This window comes from Streptomyces sp. CB01201, from assembly GCF_002803085.1.
GTDB lineage: Bacteria > Actinomycetota > Actinomycetes > Streptomycetales > Streptomycetaceae > Streptomyces > Streptomyces hundungensis.
In genome coordinates, this window is record NZ_NNBJ01000034.1 from 1 (window position 1) to 14,083 (window position 14,083).

The 14,083-nt window shown below is 67.4% G+C and carries 15 protein-coding genes and 1 pseudogene; 3 read left to right on the forward strand and 13 right to left on the reverse strand.

The features are described from left to right. Positions 1-64: 64 nt before the first annotated feature. From CG740_RS41415 to CG740_RS38640, 5 genes and pseudogenes are all read right to left on the reverse strand, one after another. Positions 65-194 (reverse strand): annotated as a pseudogene (locus tag CG740_RS41415) (IS630 family transposase); the annotation flags it as partial. Positions 195-403: 209 nt separating this feature from the next. Then, positions 404-1,357 carry an aldo/keto reductase gene (locus tag CG740_RS38625; protein WP_100580008.1) on the reverse strand — a complete coding sequence of 318 codons (954 nt, stop codon included), beginning with the start codon at positions 1,355-1,357 and terminating at the stop codon, positions 404-406. 174 nt (positions 1,358-1,531) lie between these two features. Then, positions 1,532-1,999, reverse strand: coding sequence for a Dabb family protein (locus tag CG740_RS38630; RefSeq protein WP_100580009.1), 468 nt, complete (start codon positions 1,997-1,999; stop codon positions 1,532-1,534). After that, complete coding sequence (locus CG740_RS38635) at positions 1,996-2,628, reverse strand: TetR/AcrR family transcriptional regulator (RefSeq protein ID WP_100580010.1); 633 nt, start codon at positions 2,626-2,628, stop codon at positions 1,996-1,998. The genes CG740_RS38630 and CG740_RS38635 overlap by 4 nt, the downstream gene beginning before the upstream one ends. 558 nt (positions 2,629-3,186) lie before the next feature. Beyond that, entirely contained in the window at positions 3,187-3,549 is a 363-nt protein-coding gene (locus CG740_RS38640) for a hypothetical protein (protein WP_159030554.1), read from the reverse strand. Between the two features lie 141 nt (positions 3,550-3,690). Here CG740_RS38640 and CG740_RS38645 point away from each other — a divergent pair, with 141 nt between their 5' ends. Together CG740_RS38645 and CG740_RS40130 are read left to right on the forward strand one after the other, a co-directional pair. Then, the gene (locus tag CG740_RS38645; RefSeq protein ID WP_100580012.1) at positions 3,691-4,662 is read left to right on the forward strand and encodes a hypothetical protein; all 972 of its coding nucleotides are present in this window, start codon (positions 3,691-3,693) and stop codon (positions 4,660-4,662) included. A 76-nt stretch (positions 4,663-4,738) separates the two neighbouring features. Beyond that, positions 4,739-4,909 carry a hypothetical protein gene (locus tag CG740_RS40130; protein WP_159030555.1) on the forward strand — a complete coding sequence of 57 codons (171 nt, stop codon included), beginning with the start codon at positions 4,739-4,741 and terminating at the stop codon, positions 4,907-4,909. A 675-nt stretch (positions 4,910-5,584) separates the two neighbouring features. Here CG740_RS40130 and CG740_RS38650 read toward each other — a convergent pair. From CG740_RS38650 to CG740_RS38685, 8 genes are all read right to left on the reverse strand, one after another. Beyond that, positions 5,585-6,685 carry a TniQ family protein gene (locus CG740_RS38650; protein WP_100580013.1) on the reverse strand — a complete coding sequence of 367 codons (1,101 nt, stop codon included), beginning with the start codon at positions 6,683-6,685 and terminating at the stop codon, positions 5,585-5,587. A gap of 9 nt (positions 6,686-6,694) precedes the next feature. Then, a complete protein-coding gene (locus tag CG740_RS38655) occupies positions 6,695-7,720 on the reverse strand; it encodes a TniB family NTP-binding protein (protein ID WP_199846713.1) in 1,026 nt (341 codons plus the stop codon). Next, the gene (locus tag CG740_RS38660) at positions 7,714-9,264 is read right to left on the reverse strand and encodes a transposase family protein (protein WP_234376757.1); all 1,551 of its coding nucleotides are present in this window, start codon (positions 9,262-9,264) and stop codon (positions 7,714-7,716) included. The genes CG740_RS38655 and CG740_RS38660 overlap by 7 nt, the downstream gene beginning before the upstream one ends. Before the next feature lie 542 nt (positions 9,265-9,806). Then, positions 9,807-10,571 (reverse strand): TnsA-like heteromeric transposase endonuclease subunit, encoded by a 765-nt coding sequence (locus CG740_RS38665; protein WP_100580015.1) that lies wholly within the window; start codon positions 10,569-10,571, stop codon positions 9,807-9,809. Continuing rightward, positions 10,568-10,933, reverse strand: a complete 366-nt coding sequence (locus tag CG740_RS38670) for a hypothetical protein (RefSeq protein WP_199846714.1) — start codon at positions 10,931-10,933, stop codon at positions 10,568-10,570. Before CG740_RS38670 ends, CG740_RS38665 begins: the two co-directional genes overlap by 4 nt. 217 nt (positions 10,934-11,150) lie before the next feature. Beyond that, positions 11,151-11,486 (reverse strand): hypothetical protein, encoded by a 336-nt coding sequence (locus CG740_RS38675; RefSeq protein ID WP_100580016.1) that lies wholly within the window; start codon positions 11,484-11,486, stop codon positions 11,151-11,153. A gap of 339 nt (positions 11,487-11,825) precedes the next feature. Beyond that, positions 11,826-12,260, reverse strand: a complete 435-nt coding sequence (locus tag CG740_RS38680; RefSeq protein WP_234376752.1) for a DUF7878 domain-containing protein — start codon at positions 12,258-12,260, stop codon at positions 11,826-11,828. 297 nt (positions 12,261-12,557) lie between these two features. Then, positions 12,558-13,076 (reverse strand): hypothetical protein, encoded by a 519-nt coding sequence (locus CG740_RS38685; protein ID WP_234376753.1) that lies wholly within the window; start codon positions 13,074-13,076, stop codon positions 12,558-12,560. 390 nt (positions 13,077-13,466) lie between these two features. Here CG740_RS38685 and CG740_RS38690 point away from each other — a divergent pair, with 390 nt between their 5' ends. Next, positions 13,467-14,078, forward strand: coding sequence for a DUF6368 family protein (locus CG740_RS38690; protein ID WP_100580017.1), 612 nt, complete (start codon positions 13,467-13,469; stop codon positions 14,076-14,078). Positions 14,079-14,083: the final 5 nt, after the last annotated feature.

A 14,083-nucleotide genomic window follows, 5' to 3' on the forward strand; every position in this document is an offset into this window, starting at 1 on the left:
CTGCGCATCAGTCAACGGCACACCCAAACCAACGACCGCCTGATCCAAACGAAATGGCCTAGGGCGTGTCGTTGCCGACCGAATGGCAGCCGTGGAAATACCGGACTCCGTGGGTGCGCTGGTAGGTCGCCGGCACCCGGTTGGGGTGTCCTCTTCCGGCACAGCCCGAGCCCTGCGGTAGGCCGAATCCCGAGGAGAAACTCTTGGCCGTCGGGGATGCCGCCCGGGCCGTGGTGATGTGGTGTGGCTCGGGCGGCCGGGCGAGAGTTTGGGGTTGAAAGACATCTCGTCGTCGGCCGGGATCTACGAACATCTGCAGGGGGTGCTGCAGCGTCACAGCCCCTGTTCACCAGGGCCTGAGCCCGCTCCACGACGGGAGGTCCCGGCCCTCCGGCCGCCCCGGTCAGGACGACGCGGTCGTCAGAGTCAGCAGCTCGGCGTCCGACAGATGCAGGTCCTGCGCGGCCAGGAGCGCCGGCAGTTGCTCGACGGTGCGCGCGGAGGCGATCAGTGCGGTCACGGTCGGCTGCCTCAGGAGCCAGGCCAGTGCCACGGTGGCCATTTCCACCCCGCGCACGGTCGCGACCTGCTCCAACGCGTCGAGGACCTTCACGCCGCGTTCCGTGTCTGCGTACCCACCGGCGAGTCCGGGAACGTTGCGTACGTTCTCGACCCTCTCTCCGGGACGGTACTTGCCGGTGAGGAAGCCGGAGGCGAGTGCGAAGTACGGAACGCAGGCCAGTCCTTCACGCCGCACGACCTCCCGTCGTGCGCCTTCGTAGGTATCGCGCGAGACGAGGTTGTACTGCGGCTGCAGGGCCACGTAGCGGGCAAGGCCTTCGCGGTCGGAGAAGGCCAGGGATGCGGAAAGCCGTTCGGGGCTGATGTTGGATGCCGCGATGGCGCGCACCTTGCCGGCCTGTACGAGGTCGTCGAGAGCAGTGATGATCTCGTCGACGGGGATGGACTCGTCCCGGTCGAAATGGGTGTAGTAGAGGTCGATGTGGTCGGTGCGCAGCCGCCGCAAGGACTCCTCAGCGGCGGCCTTGATGTTGGCGGGCGCAAGGCCCATGTACTGCGGGTGGTCGCCGACCTTGGTGGCGACGACCACGTCGTCGCGGTTGCGGCGGGCGGCGAGCCAGTCGCCGATGATGGTCTCGGACTGGCCCGGCTCGTTGCCGTCGAAGTAATTCATGTAGGAGTCGGAGGTGTCGATGAAGTTGCCGCCGCCGGAAACGTATGCGTCCAGCACCGCAAACGACTGGGTCTTGTCGGCGGTCCAGCCGAAGACGTTGCCTCCCAGGCACAGGGGGGCAACGCGGAGGTCGGACGGGCCAAGGATTCGACGTTCGGTCACGTCATGGACAACGTGCCCTCGGCTGCCGGAAGTTCCTTCCCTGCCGGAATCTCTCCCTTGTGTGTGTCTGGGTCAGGGAGCGTTGGCTGGGGCAGTGGTGAAGGCTCGGGCCGGACGCTGATGGAACGAGCGTCCGAGCGGCCGCCCGTGGATCCTGTCGATCACGCTCCTTCTTCAGCTGTCGCTTCGGCTGCTTTGCGGCGTACGGGAACGCTCGCGCGAGGCCGTGGGGCGGCTGGGGAGCGGGGCGCTGCTGCCGGTGTAGAAGGGGAGGTCGGCGACCAGTTTCGTGAGGTCGGGGTCGCCTGCGTAACGTCGCGCGTGAAGGTCGGCGATCTTTTCGGCGACGGTGGGGTCGTCCGTGTCCGTGGTGTCGTAGGAGACGAAGGACTGCAGCAGGGGAAGACCGATCCGGTCTGTCCGGGCATGCGAGGGGGCCATGAGGTACTCCCAGTATCCGTCGAGGTCTTCGATGACGAAGACGGCGCCGTACTCGAATTCACCGCCTACGTCCCGGCCCACGACGTACTGCGTGACCGCGTCGATCGCCTCGCCCTGGTCGCGGAGGCTTGCCAGGGCCTCTTCTCGCTGTGAGGCAGTGGCCGTTTCCTTGAAGGTGAATCGGTTGTGGTGGTAGATCATGTCTCTCCCCTGACGGTGTGTGAGCGCTTTTCAGGATGCGTGGGCCGGGCCGACCAGTGGGCAAGGAGCGCCGTCACCGCCTGGTCGGCCAGGCGCGAGGCGCGGTCGAAGCCGATGTCCTCGATCGTTGCGATGCCTGCCAGGCCGTGCAGCGTGGCCCACAGCAGGTCGCAGGCGTCCTGCGTGTCGGGAGGCTCGCAGGCGGTTGCGGCCGCCCACTCGCCGATCAGCTGTCTGGTGAAGGTGATGACGTCGGCGGCTGCGGCGCGGCGAGTGGAGGCGTCGATGTCCGTGCCGGGTGCGCCCGAGATCAGCTGGTACAGGCTGGGGCGCGAGCGGGCGAACTCCAGGTAGGCGGCCGCCGCGAGATGCGGGGTGCGGGAAGCCGGCCCGCGGGCCACCGCGGCGAGCATGCAGTGCGTCAGCTCGCCGTTTCCCCGCACGAGCAGGGTGTGCAGGACCGCTTCCTTGCTCGGGAAGTGCTGGTAGATCACCGGCGCGCTGTAGCCGATCTCCGTGGCGATGCGCCGGATGGTGACCGCTCTCCATCCCTCCCGCTCGGCCAGGAGGTCCGCCGTCTCCAGGATTTCTGCGTACGTCCGGCGGCGTACCTCGTCCCGCTTCCCCACCCACAACCCCTAACGTTGTTAGAATATCTAACGTGGTTAGTTTCCGGCTCGGTTCCGGACCTGTCAAGCAGAAACCCGGAAGACTTTGCCCGCGCCTCAAATCAGCGCCGCGCCGGACCCAGAGGACTGTGCCCGCCTCAGGTCAGCGCCGCGCCAGGCAACGCCCGGAACACGCCCGCAGACATGACGCCGCCCCGGCTCCAACACCTCAACTGCCCGTCCCCCGGGCCGTTTCCGGCGGAATCACCGCGGTCCACGGAGCAGAGCCGGCGCCTGCGAACACCGCCGCCAGGGCCCGGGCCCGACTGCCGACACCGCCGGTCGGGGCTCCCCTCGCCCCGTCCGACCGACGGGCCGGCACATCTGCACGCCCGATGGACCGTTTCGCCGCGATCCACGTGCTCCAGACGTCGGCGGGACTGCTCCAAACCCCCTGATACTCCTGCCAGGTACCCGGGCTCCACGCCGGCCCACGCCGGCCGCGACGAGGCGATCGCCGTACAGGAGCACTCCGGCCTGCTTGACGCGTCTCGGCACCGGCGAGACTTCCATGCCCTGTCAACCGGCCAGGGACCCGATGCGGTCCGCAGGGAACCCGAACACTTCGTCCAGGTCCCGGCAGTGCGCGATGGAGTGGATGTCGTCGTGGTGAATGTCGTCGTAGATGTTGCCGTGGATGCTGCAGGTGCCTGACACGGCCGCGGCGAAGGCGATCCCGGGTTCCCGAGCACGTGTGCGCCCGACGTTCTCGACGGCCGACGGATCGACACGCAGCCACACCTTCACCCGCGGGTGACAGCCCAGTGCGGCAGCGGCGACCCCGACGTCGAGGTGCACGACACGGCGCTCCAGCAGAGCGTGAAGACGACGTGGCACCGGGCTGATGCGGCCGCGGTGGCCAGCCGGCGGGGAGCGGATCACGCCGACGATCCAGCACAGCGCGGGACGTTCGGAGCCGAGCAGAATGATGCCGATGACTCGGGGACGGTCGGGGAGCTCACGCGCGGGACGTTCCGGCCCGAATGGACTCCCGGTGCTCTCGATGCTGTGGTGGAGAGGGTCATGTCGTGGTGTCATCCGGCCATCGCACGGAATGCGGGCGAGAACCCGTCCCTCGCCATGGGGGCGAAGAGCTTCGAGGGGACGTACCGGCGGCTGACGGAAGACAGCCACCCGCGTGAGTACGTGGAGGACCAGCGTCTCTACGACATGATCGACACGGCGATCGCGATCCAGGCCGAGTACCAGTTGCAGTGCCTGCTGATGGACCGCGAGTTCACCCCGGTGATCTCGACCCGCGGGGCCGAATTCGAATGGCTCAAGGCCGAGGCCGCCCGCAAAGCCGCCGAGACGGACGCCGGGCCCTGGGGGCTGATCCGCGACATCCTCGGCATCGTCTCCGCGGTCGCGGGCGTCTTGGCCCTGATCCCGGTGTTCACACCGATCGCCGGACCGATCGCCGCGATCGGTGCCCTCGGCGCCCACATCGTCGACGCGGCCATCAAGGGCGACTGGGACGCCTCCACCATCGCCGGTCTCGGCGCCGACGCTCTGGCCGCCCTCCCCTACATCGGAGCGGTCGCCAAGAGCTTCAAAGCCGGGAAGTCCGTCGTGCAGACCATCGGCACCGGAGCCAAGGCCAGCTACAAGGCCAGCTACAAGGCCAGCGTCGGCGTCCGCCGGGCCGGCCTCACCTTCCCCTCCGAGACCGGCGGCGCCGGCGCCTCCGACGCGTCCAAGGTGTTCAACTACATCGGCACCAAGGGCGCAAAAGCCGTCAAGGGATCGGAGAACGCCGGGAAGATCGCCGGAAAAGTCCTCCAAGGCTCGATCAACCTCTCCACCCAGATCCCCCTCATCGTCGAAATGGCCTCCGGCACCGACCAGACCGACGCGAAGACCGGCGCCACCGGCGCAGCCCTGACCGCGAACTACGGACAGTCCATCGGCAGCTGGGGTGCCGTAGGCACCGCCGCGCAGAAAACCGGCACCGTCTCCCTGTCACTCTTCGCCAAGATCATCGGACGCCGCTGACCTCGGGTCCAGGTCCGTGCTCCCGCCGCACACAACGGGAGCACGGAACCCCCAGCACCGACAGGGACACCCACCCGTGACCAAGCACAACCCGCCGCTCGGTCCGCACACCGCTCTCCTCAAGGCCGCGCTCGCCGCCGCCGGACTGGCCTCCATCATCATCGCCCTCGACCTCGACACCCGCTGGCCCTACATCCCCGCAGCAGCCCTCCTCCTCACCTCTGCCATCGCCGGCCGCCGCCCCTGACCCCACCCCCCCACACCCAACCCAACGGGCAGGCCCCTCACCAGGGGAAGCAGCGCGGGCGCTTTCGTCGGATCTACCGCTCAGCGCCTGCTGCCGGAGCGCCTTCAGCGAGAAGCCGCCGAACATGCGCGGCCAGCAGAGCGGGCGCAAGGATGGGGGTGACCGGAAGCCAGGTCACCGCTTCGAGCGCGGGGCCGCCGGCAGCGTCCAGAGGCGCACATCCCCAACCCTGGCGCCCCCCTCTCGTCCCCCAGAACACCAGGAGACCGTACGCCCAGGGCCCCGACCCCAGAGCCGGGTCGCCCTTCCTCCAGTAGAGCGCTGTTCCCCCGGCCTCGTCCCACCGCTCTCCTGGCGCGATGCCCGCATCACCAAGGGCCTGAGCAGCCGCCGAGACGTACTGCCGGATCTCGGTGCGGTTCATGGCTGCCGAGTCACCGCTTCCCACCGTCATAGGCTCCCGCCCCTTCACTGGTCGCCTGGTGCAGCTCCCCAATACAGCCGCATACGCCAACCGAAGCGCTCAGTTGTCCTGTGTCATCGATTCGTCCCTGAAGCGGTCGCTCTGACCTGCGATGAGGAATCTTGAGTGGCGAAGTGACCATGACCCGCGAGTGTCACCGTTTGGGGATGCAGAGAAGCTTCGCCAGTGGATCTTGCTGGATCATGAGGATGCTAGGCGAGTGCTGCTGTGGCGAGTTCGATGGCGTCGGGGTAGATGGCAGCGTGTGCGTAGGCGTCGAGGTCGGTCGAGATGCCGCGTTGGTGATTGTGGGTCTGCAGTGCGAGGAGCCGGTATCTCCAGTGGTGGGGGACGGCGGCTGGGGAGGCTGGCCAGGGCGGGACGGCTTCGACCGCGGTTTGGTGGGCGAGGGTGAGTTGCTGGGGTGTGAAGTGGCGTAGGAGCCGGTTCGCCCGGTGTTGGGCGGTGGCGATCTCTGGGCATATGGAGAGGTCGAGGTGGGGTTCTCCGAGATCGCTGAGCCAGATTCCGTGCCGTGTGCAGACCTTGTGGTGGATCGGGAGGTGGACGGGGACGGGCTGGCGGATGCCGAGGCGGGCCGTGCACCGGTGGCAGGCGGTCGTGGCCCGGACGGGGCTTTCGTCGGTGCCGAAGGCGGGGAGTGCGTGGGCCAGGCCGGTGGCAGTGGTGCTGGTGAGGCGAGCGAGTTCGTGCAGGGCCTGGGTGGCTGCGGGGGCGAGCATGTGGTGCTGGGCTCGGTCGTCGAGGTTGTTGGTCTTCGTGGAGAACCAGGTGGGCAGTACTGCCAGTACCTCCGTGACAGTGAGGTGGTTGGCCTGGGCGACGCGGGCGAGGTAGGAGTTGAGGGTTTCTCCTGCGACCGGGACGACTCGCAGTGGCAGCACCGGTGTCCGCTCGGGCCTGCGGGCGAGTGTGCGGGACATCCCGGATGGGATCTGGGGATCCTCCTGCGAGGTGGTTTCCTGACGGTCCGCCAGGACCAGCAGGCGGCGTCGGCGGTCCAGCTCGCGGTAGAAGGTTCTCTGGCTTCCCTGGAAGCCGAGCTCGGATACTTCTTTGAACAGAACGCTGGTCCGCAGGTGCGGATCTTCGGCGAGTCGCTGACGGCAGTAGCTGGCGAGGGGTTCGGTGAGCAGGCTTGACCGTGGAGTCCGAATCCCCGGCGTTCTGAGGCCGCTGATGTAGTCGCGGACGGTTTGATGGCTGTGGCCGATGTGGTCAGCGATGGCCTGCACCGGCCATCCGGCCGCATGCAGGGTGAGGATCTTCTCGGCTCGCTCTCGGGGCAGCATTGGTATTGATCACGTGGCGGGTGGCCGTGGGGACTGGGAAGTGAAGTCGGCGTCGACGGCGTCGAGGCCCTTCTTGGTGATCTTCTCGCTGCCGGCCAGGACCGCGTTGATGGCAGCACCGCGGATCAGCCAGAGCAGGCTCCCGATCATCCCGTGGGTGCGCTGGTGCAGGTAGCGGTCGAGTCTGGTGAGGGCACCGGGCCGCTGCCGGTGGAGCCGCAGGCTGTCTTCCAGGGCGGCGATCAGCGCGGTCCACTGCTGGTTCTGGCCGAACGGTCCGGTGCGGACCATGCCGAACCGGCCGGCGATCTGTTCTCCGCGCGGGCCGGAGAGCAGTCCGGTGCGTTCCAGGCTGATTCCGGCGTAGACGAAGGTGGCCGGAATGCGTTCGGAGAAGTACTTCAGGGTGTCGGAGGCTTCGGCGCCAGCGCGTGTGGCGGTGTTGAGGTTGTGGAGTTCGTCGACCGCGACGAGGGTCACGTGGGCGTCCGTACTGACGCCGCAGACCGCGTCGGCGATGTCGGTGATGTTGCTCCTGGTGGAGATCGGCAGGTCGAAGAACCGGGCGAACTCCATCGCGATCATCTTGGGGGTGGCTGCGGGTGGGACGGTGATGTAGATAACCGGGATGTCGCTGGAGGAGTTCGGGTGACGCCGTCGGTGGATCACCTCGACAGTCTTGCCGAGTTGGGTGAGCGCGGTGGTCTTGCCGGTTCTGGCGGGGCCGGACACCATCAGGCCGCATCGTCCGTAGTGGGCGTTCTTGTTCATCTGGATCAGGCGGCGGCCCGAGGTGATGACCTGGCGGATCGTGGGAGTCTGGACCACCAGCAACCGTGAGTGGTGGTCGATGCGGTCATCGTCGTAGCAGGCTCGTTTGTCGTCCGCGAGACCCGACCAGATCGCCTCGGACAGCAGCTCCGGCACTGCGGGTATCTCGGTGACGAACCCGCGCCAGCCCGGCAGGGTCGTCAGCTGCAGATGCCCGTACCCGTCTGCGGGATCCCCGCCCTGCCCCGGCGCCTGGCTTACCACCGCTTGTCCGCTTCGGTGAACGGGTCGAAGATCGGCATCGGTATCACCTTGGCGATGTTCTCCTCGGGAGCGTGGTTGGCTGGGTCCGCTTGGCCGTCGGCGATGCGGTCGGCAGGGGGCACCTTGGGCGCGATAGGGGTGGAGGGCGGACTGGACTTGGTGCGGGCGGCGACGCGCCGGTCCCGGCGGCTGAGTCCGGCTCTGCTGCCTGGGCCGCCACGGTCAGCGGGTCCTTGATGGGCTCGTCGCAGCAGATCGGCGACGGCGTCGGCGAGTTGCTCCTCACTCGCTCCGGGCAGGGTGCGGCGGGTGTGGTCCCAAGCCAGTTCGCCGAACGGGGCGGCGACGCGGTGTAGTTGTTTCCAGAAAAGGGTGATCCAGCCGCTCTTCCAGTGGTCACGGACCCAGACGCGGGACACGTCGTAGGGGTCGTAGTGGATTTCCCACAGATCCTTGCGGTCCTTGACGCCTGACCGCTGCTGCCGCAGCGGGTTGAGGGCCTGGTCGTCGTAGGTCCGGTGTTTGATCTTCACGCCGTAGGCGTTGATCGCCCGCCAGGTCGCGGGCAGCAGCTCGATGTAGTCGTCCGCCGACAACGCGACCGGGACATAGCCGGCTGTCTCGACGAGGGCGGCGTACTTCTCGTTCGGGCTGAACATCCGCCCCGGGTGAAGGGGGTCGCGCAGTCCGTCGTGGGGCCGGCTCTGCCAGACCACGATCCATTCGTCCAGGAGTTCCTGCAGCTCCAGCAAGGACCAGAGCGGCTGTTGTTCGACGTGTCGGCCGCGGCGTTCGGCGTTGAAGCCGGTGTAGCCGGCCAGGAACTGGGCGAACAGAGTTCCGACGGAACCCAGCATCCGCTCGATGTGGCCCTTCTCCCAGCCCGATGCGTCGTGCACCGGCTGGAAGTTGATGCCCAGGAAGTTGCAGGAGGCCCGGAAGTTGCGGGAGATGAACACCTTCCCCTGGTCGACCACGATGGTCTCGGGGACGATGACCGGCCGGGCGGCGGCCTGCTCCAGACGCGCGTCGATGTCCAGCAGCCGCCGGAACGGCGACGCCGAGCGTGACATCGCCAACGCCTCGGCCCAGCCGGGCCTCATCGGCTCGGGGGTGACGGTGCGGGCCAGCAACACGCTGGCGTCCACGGACTTGGTCATCGGCCGCAGCACCGCCGCGGTCAGGCTCCTGGTCGCGACATCGATCATGCCGGTCAGATCAACCCGTGCGGGGACCCCGTCGTCCAGGCGGACCAGCACGTCAAGCGGGGTGGAGTCCATCTGCATCAGCTCGCCCGGCGCTGCCGCACTTCTTTCGCCGAACGGCCCGTCGGGGCGGTCCGCCAGCGACCGGCGGGTGCGGGCCGATCCGGTGGTGTGCTTGCCCGCCGACAGTTTCTCCAGCAGCCGGTAGAGACTGCGCTGCGACGGCAGCTCCACCGCGCCCTGGCCGTGCTCCGTCTCCAGGATCTGACCAGTCCGCCAGAACAGGTAAGTCGCCGTCCGCGTGGAGCCCTGGGCAGCCTCGGCGACCGCCTCCTGCATCGCCTCCACCACCAGCGGGTCCACCCGGCCGTGCGCGCTGACGGGCTTGGCGGACCGGTGGTCGGCCATCCCGACAACTCCGAGAGCCTCATAGCGGCGGCGACGCTTGGTGATCGCGCTCGCCGTCACCGGCCGCCCCGCAGCGGTCAGTTCCGCTGCCTTGGCCTGCTCACGGCGGGTCAGCGACACCACCGCCGGGTCGTACTCCGGCTTCGGCCTCGTGCCGACAGGCGCCTGCGGCGGAACCCCGCGCAACACCTCCACGATGTGCTGTTCCCACCACAACGCCTCCGCCGCTACTGCCCCCGGCAGACCCTCCAACGGCGTCGCCGACGGAACCGGTGTCCGCGACGACGCGCGTACCACCTCGAAGTCCTCGGCCGCCGACAACTCGATCAGGCTGATGTCGGTGACCGCGCCATCCGTGTCCGCCAGACGCACGCTCGTGCCGGACACCGCGATCACCGTGTGCAGGACCCCGGCCACTCGCACTCGATCACCGATCGACACCCCCACAGGCCGCCGCGGCCGACGCCCCGCGCTCACCACGAGCCCCCCGCTGGACCAGCGGCCCGAACCAGCGTGGTGGGGCAAAGCCGCTCATGCGCGAGATCGGCCACCAGTTCCTGCCCCCACATCCGATGAAACAGCGCGGGCAACACCGCCAGCCGATCCCCGACGTCCTCGGCTCCCGCCAGCAACGGCGTCGGCGCTGCGAAGGTCTCCCGCAACCGGGCTCCGATCTCAGGTCTGCCAGCACAGCGCGGATGCCGGTAGCGGGCCAACCACCGCAGATTCGCCATCAGCGCAGGCTCCGGGACACCGACGTGCTCAAACTCCCAGCCGACCACCGAACAGGCCCGCTCGGTCGCCGCGAACGCCTCAGCGGTCCGCTCGTCGACCTGGTCCTCGGCACGGACATCGACCACGCGGGCACGGCCGTCGGCAAGCCGCACGAAGTAGTCCGGGGCATGGCGCCGCTTCTCTTTCCCGTCATGCCAGTGCAGCCAGAACGGCTGCGAAGCGATCCCCACAACATTCGGATCGAAGTCCAACAGGATCAGCCGGTCCTGTTCCAGCCACGACTCGAACCCGACATGGCGTCCAGTCGATGCCGCCCACCACCAGCCTGGGAAATGCCCGAGTCCGCGCGACCAGCGAAACGTCCGGACCGGAATTGCCTCCTCCCACGCCAGCCCGTGGCACTGAGGCAAGGGAACAACCCGCTCTTGGCCCCCAGTACCGCCAAAGCGGAGCGTGAACCCACCTCCGGCCGCTTCATGCTCCGATGAAGCAACGACGCTCACCGGATCAGCTCCCCCAGCAGTTCATCATCCACCCGCAGCGGCGCGAGCAGGTCGCGGACGTATGCCTCCCGCTTGATGACGGACGCGACTGTCCACCACTCGCCCAGTCCGGCCAGGTGGCTGCGGATCCTCTCCACCTTCTCCGGGTGCTCGGCCGCGTCACGCCAAGCGGCCCAGTTCTTGGCCGGCTCCGCCGCTTCCAATGCGTCCACCAGCTTGTGCTGGACCGAAGCGATGAACGGGCTCCCGAAGTACACATCCTCCGGACTGTCGAACTTTCGGTCGAACAGCATCTTGTGCACAGCCCGGACCTCGTCGATCGAGTCCAGATGTACCAGCGGTATGACACCGTCTCCAGTCACGAGCCCACATCCCCGGTCTGAGCAACCACGTACCGAGGAAACCGTAGTGGCAACAGAGTGGGTTTGAGCAAGATTCACTGACAAAGAGGAAGATCGACTGTCACAGGACATCAGTCTCGCCAACCCACCCGCTCATCCGCCATCCGACCACGGTGTCCTGTGCCATCGAAGTCCGAGCATGTGCCAGCGAAGTTTGAGCAGGAGCTGGCGGTGGGCTTCACACGTCGATGGTGCGTCGAGCATGCTCAACAAACTGGGTGCGTTTTGACGATGCGTGGTCCGGAAACCGTCTGACGCCCTGGGGCTCTGCCACCGCGGAGGGACTGATGGCGCCCTGCCGAAGGGTGGCCGCGCTGAGCGCGGCAGCGCAGGCCGAGAGCGATCGAGACAGCTCACCCGCCATGCGTGCCAGTTTCTCCGGCCCTTGGATCTCTACCGTCGCCTGAGCCTCGGCGAGCCCGCCGTGGAGCAATCTGCGGGCGGCACCGAGGCTCTCGCGTAGGGCGGCGAAATCAGCCCCCGGCTTGATCAGCTCGGCGTTGATCTCCTTCAACGCCTTGTGCAGCTCATCCGCCTTGGCCGTAAATGCCGGGTACGCGTCACGGCGGAGCTGGCGGCGCCAGTGCCGGTGCTCCGCCCTGACCTGTCGCTGAGCCTATAAGCCTGAAACAGCAGCCGCGAGGGTGGTACCCACCACTCCCACGGCTGCACCCATGACTGCCGCCACCCCTGAGTCCATAGGGAAAGCTTGGAGGACAGGTACCTCGTGCGGGAGGCAAGAGCGGCAGTGCAGACACGAAACCTGCTACCTCACCAAAGATTGAGTGGTCTGCCCGTGAGTCCGGGGTGAGGCCATCATGACGGACACGGACGTGGCCTCTGGGAGGCTCGTTCACGCGCTGGGGATGAAGTCCGGGTCGATGCCAAGAGAGGCGGTCGCTTCGCGTACCGCACCGTCGAATCGGCGGATCTCCGCGACCAGGTCGTCCCAGGACATCGGGGCCGTCCAGAGGTCCGGTTCGAGCACCGTCCCGACCCTCCAACCGCCCTCGGAGCGGACGATGCGGATGACCCCACGCTCTGCCCAGTCCATCGAGTCGAGCTCGAAGTTGCCCCGGTCTTCCTCCGGGACTTGGAGCCACCGCGCCAGTTCATAAGCCAGTTCGGCAACCTGGAAGAATTCCTCCGACCACAGCGTTCGGCCGCCCTCCTCGATGGACAGGTCTGCCTCGATGTCCAATAGCAAGGCCTCGACTGGGGCGTTGCCCGGCGTGTAGCCGCGCCTGGGCAGGTCCTGGGCACCGATATTGCGAAAAACGAGCCGCATGAAAGTGGCCTCCGGATGGTTCGGGGCCTACTTCGGGTCGAGGGCCTCCAAGGGCAGATGACCGTATCAAGTCTCTCGGCGCCGACCACGTAGCCATCCAACGCTCGCTCCCGGCCCCTCCCCCACCGGAAAGAACGACCTGAGGAAGAAACCGCCGACCAAGGTTCGATGAGAACGCTCAACCTTCGCTGCGACAGGTCAACAGGTGTGACTGAGCAGCTCGGTTGGCCCGTTTGGCCAAGTGGAGCGCTCAGCGCGATGCGTCGGCCGGTCCGAAGTTTCGGTCGCATCAGCGTTTCAGTCGTCGGCGGCGACCAAGAGGGCGAGGGTGCCGAGGTGGTGGTCGATCAGCACGAGTTCGTGGAACTCGTTGTGAATGGGGCCGTAGTCATGGTGTGCGTCTTCGGGGAGGGCTCCGAGTGCGTACCGGCTCGTCGCCTGGCGGATGGGGGTGTAGACCGCCTCTTGGAGCCTTGCGTTCAAATCTGGGGGAAGCGAGGCACCGCTGGTGGCCCATGCGCGGATCGTGCCGGTGGCGCTCGGCTCGCCGACGGCCTCGTACGTGCCGGGAGTGATCCGGTCTGCCCACCACTGGCCATGGCGCGGTTCGAGCCAGAGGCCGGCGCCGTCGTAGGTGTCCCGGAACTCGGGGTGGGCGATCAAGGCGGTCAGCAGGTCCTGGTCGGTCGGTGAGCCGGGAGGCAGGTGGAAGCGCTTGATCTGAACCCATCGGTATCCATGGCCCCGCCCGCCTGGGAAGTCGAAGTCCTTGAAGTTGATGAAGGGGCTGTCCCAGTGAGTGAGCGCATGGTGCATACCGACCAGGATCACCCAGTGCCCCGGACGGCCAAAATTGCAGATGAGGCACGCCGCCGCCGCTTTCGGGGCCAACCGCGACACTCACCCGGGCCAACTGAAGCGCTCAGGGGCCAGTTCAAGGGCTCAGTCACAACAGGATGGTGTGACTGAGCCCCTCACCCGGCGGATGAGCGCTGTAGTTGGCGGGGCTGAGCGGCTGAGTTGGCGGATGCGTGCTTGAGCCGTGACACGCTAGTTGGAACTTGGTCACGGTTGGTGGAACCGGAGTGCTCCAGCATGGGAATCGATCTTGAGCTTGGGCTGTGCCCCAAATGATCAGACGTCCGCCGTCGGGACCTGGTAGAACCGGGTCCCGGCGGCACGTAGGCCACGAGGATCTGGGGCGGTATGTCGGGACCGGCAGTTGGACTGCGGCTCTTCGAAGCACGTGGGTTCGCAGACATCGTGGCCGATGTGGTCCCGTGGTTGGAGACCTTCTGCGCCCCGGTAGAGGCCAGGGCCAGGGGCGACGGGGACTTCTGGGTGCGAGACGGTTCGACTCTGGGCCTGAAGGCTTTCGATCCAGTTGGCGTCGGGGTCTTCTTCCTGTCAGAGGACGAGGAGATACCTGCCGAGGACGAGGACTACTCAGCCTTCTCGCGCCCACCGGTGCAGGGGTTGGTGGTCGGCGCCGGCTGCTCGGGCCCGGTGAACCACATACTGCTCGGTCACCTGGCGCTCGCTCTCGCCCACCGTCTCGATGCGCTGGTCGACTTCGACGGTCTCCTGGGCGGCCGTCCCGCCGCGGGAGATGACACGGGGAACGAGGCGGTGCTGGCCCGGGCGAGAGCACTGGCGTCAGCCCTCCCGGGAAGGCTCGCAGAGGTTGCCTATGACACCGGGGGCGGTGGACGGTGGCTTCGACACGTCGGCGACGTGGAGTTCCTGCAGGCATGGCTGGAGCACCCTGATTCCCACCTGATCAAGTCGCGCCCCGGTGTCCACCTCCTTCGCAAGTAGGTCGC

Coding starts and splice junctions, on each gene's coding strand:
- CG740_RS38685 (WP_234376753.1), bottom strand. CDS start 13,076: ATGCACCATGCGCTCACTCACTGGGACAGCCCCTTCATCAACTTCAAG.
- CG740_RS38660 (WP_234376757.1), bottom strand. CDS start 9,264: ATGCAGGAGGCGGTCGCCGAGGCTGCCCAGGGCTCCACGCGGACGGCG.
- CG740_RS38630 (WP_100580009.1), bottom strand. CDS start 1,999: ATGATCTACCACCACAACCGATTCACCTTCAAGGAAACGGCCACTGCC.
- CG740_RS38680 (WP_234376752.1), bottom strand. CDS start 12,260: ATGCGGCTCGTTTTTCGCAATATCGGTGCCCAGGACCTGCCCAGGCGC.
- CG740_RS38690 (WP_100580017.1), top strand. CDS start 13,467: ATGTCGGGACCGGCAGTTGGACTGCGGCTCTTCGAAGCACGTGGGTTC.
- CG740_RS38645 (WP_100580012.1), top strand. CDS start 3,691: ATGTCGTGGTGTCATCCGGCCATCGCACGGAATGCGGGCGAGAACCCG.
- CG740_RS38650 (WP_100580013.1), bottom strand. CDS start 6,685: ATGCTGCCCCGAGAGCGAGCCGAGAAGATCCTCACCCTGCATGCGGCC.